We start from the raw sequence: 2,137 nt of genomic DNA, 5'->3' as shown, positions 1-2,137 counted from the left end.
CCCCGCCGCGCGTGGGCGGACGGCTCAGTCCACGGGGTCGGGGCCCTTGGTGCCCGAGGGGCTGCTGGTGGGCGCGCTCTCGGCGGGGTCGAAGCCGTTGTAGGTGCCCTCCCAGGCCTTGCCCTCCTCGATGCTCCTGGCGATCCGGGACCGGGTGTCCTCGTCGTGCAGGTAGTCCAGCTCGGGGCGCTTGGGCAGGCGGCCGTCCCCGGAGGAGCGGCCCATGGCACGGCGGCGCAGCCACGGCACCAGGTACTGGCGGGCCCAGCGGCGGTTCTCGCGGCGGCGCAGGATGCGGGGCAGCTGCCGGGGCGGGGTGGTCCACGGGTCGGTCCAGGACTCGGGCGGGCCCATGGGGAAGCCGAGCAGGTCGGCCACGCGCGCGGCGACGATCTGGTGGCCCGCGCCGTTGAGGTGCAGGCGGTCCTCGCTCCAGGCGCGGGAGTCGGTCAGGGCGTTGAGCGCCCACAGGTCGACGATCTCGGTGCCGGTGCGCTCGGCGACGGCGCGCATGTGCATGCTGAACACGGCGATGCGGCCGCGGTAGTAGCGCAGGACCGGGATCCACCCGGTGTCGTGGCCGGACAGGATCACCACGCGGATTCCGGCGTCGCGCAGCTGGCGGATGCCCCACTCGAAGTGCTCGGCCAGCCGGTCGAGGTCCCCTCCCGGACGCAGGACGTCGTTGCCCCCGGCCAGGACGGTGACCAGGTCGGGCTTCCAGGCCAGCGTCTGGTCGAGCTGCTCGCCGAAGATGTGGCGCATCCGGCGTCCGCGCACGCCCAGGTTGGCGTAGCGGAAGTCGGGGGTCACCGTGGCCAGGTGCTCCGCCAGTCGGTCGGCGAAGCCCCGGTACTCTCCGTCTGGGCCGCTGTCGTCTTCCATCCCCTCGGTGATGCTGTCGCCGATCGCCACGTAGGACCGGATGGGATCCGGTCTGTGGAGGCGAGCGGCCGCTGGGGGATTCGTCTCAAGGTCTGTCACGTCAACCAATCATCCGGCTCGACCGTCCCACGCCTGCGCGCGCCGAGGGTGCGCGGGTACGGCGATCGTGGTGTCGGGCCGCGGTCCGGCCACCACCCGTGTCCGAACACCGTCGACCCCTGTCGGCCACCGGGCGCGGCCGTCCGGCCGGAAAGGTCGCCCGGGCGAAGGAAAGTGCCCTTCCAGCATACCCGCGGCCGACGACGGAGTGCCTGGGACGGAGTGTGTCGCCACACCCCGCCAGCCTCCATGCTTCCCGGACCGGTCGTGCGCGCCCGTTGCGCGCGGGGGACGCCCGTATGAAGGCGCCGTGAACACCAACGACCGGTGGGCCCGGGAAGAACCCGGGGTCGGCTATGAGGTAGCTCACACGTCGGCGCGGGCCCGGGGGCCGGAACGCCCTCGTCACGGTCATCACACAAGGCAGTCACGGTCCGGTCGCGGCGGACCTGGCACGCCCGGGGGTACCCATGTGGCGTCAGGGGACGTACGATCTCGGGGAAGTGCTCACGGCACCCCTGTCCCCCGGCTGGCCGTGCCCGCCCGTGGCGCACGGACCGGCCTCCCGTCCGGCCTCCCCGCGGGTGAGGGGCGCGTACTGTGGTGCATCGAACCGAAGGCCCGTGCGGTTCCTCCCCAATTCACGTGCAGACACCAGGAGGTCGAGGTCCCCAGCGGATGAACGCCGTCTCTCCGATCTGCCTCGTCGACCTCGCACCCGCACTGCGGTGGTCGAGGTCGCCGGACGTGGCTCCCCTGCTCCACCACGACCGTCTGATCGACGGCTGGTGGCACTCGCTGCCCGTCGCACGCGTCCTGGACATCGCGGGACCGCCCTGGCTCGCGCACGGCATCGCCCGCCTGGCCCTGGAGCAGTGGTCGCACCTGCCGCTGGCCGAGTTCCTGCCGAGCCTGCGCACCCAGCTGGTGGACTGCTCCGACCTCTCCGAGCCCGTGCGCGGCGCGGTCGCGGCCACCGCCGGGGACTGGGAACGCCTCATCTCCACGAGTCCGCAGGAGATCGGCACGTGGGCGCTCGCCGACTGCGACCCCATGGACATCCTGAGCACGGTGGCCTGGCGCGCGCTACAGCCCTGCTGCGAGCTTCCCGGGGGCCCCACCCCCTCCCCCGCCCTGATGATGGAGGCCGTGC

1 protein-coding gene and 1 pseudogene are annotated in these 2,137 nt (G+C 72.9%); one reads left to right on the top strand and one right to left on the bottom strand.

Annotated elements, in window-relative coordinates:
* Positions 1 to 24: 24 nt before the first annotated feature.
* On the bottom strand, positions 25 to 915 hold the full coding sequence (locus DQW06_RS28255; protein ID WP_041552783.1) for an SGNH/GDSL hydrolase family protein: 891 nt from the start codon (positions 913 to 915) through the stop codon (positions 25 to 27).
* Positions 916 to 1,662: 747 nt separating this feature from the next.
* Between DQW06_RS28255 and DQW06_RS28250 the strand changes: the two are divergent.
* Positions 1,663 to 2,137: pseudogene (locus DQW06_RS28250) on the top strand (hypothetical protein); the annotation flags it as partial.

It is taken from the genome of Nocardiopsis sp. TNDT3 (assembly GCF_003427465.1).
Classification (GTDB): Bacteria; Actinomycetota; Actinomycetes; order Streptosporangiales; family Streptosporangiaceae; genus Nocardiopsis; species Nocardiopsis dassonvillei.
This window is presented reverse-complemented; position numbering and strand designations above follow the sequence as displayed.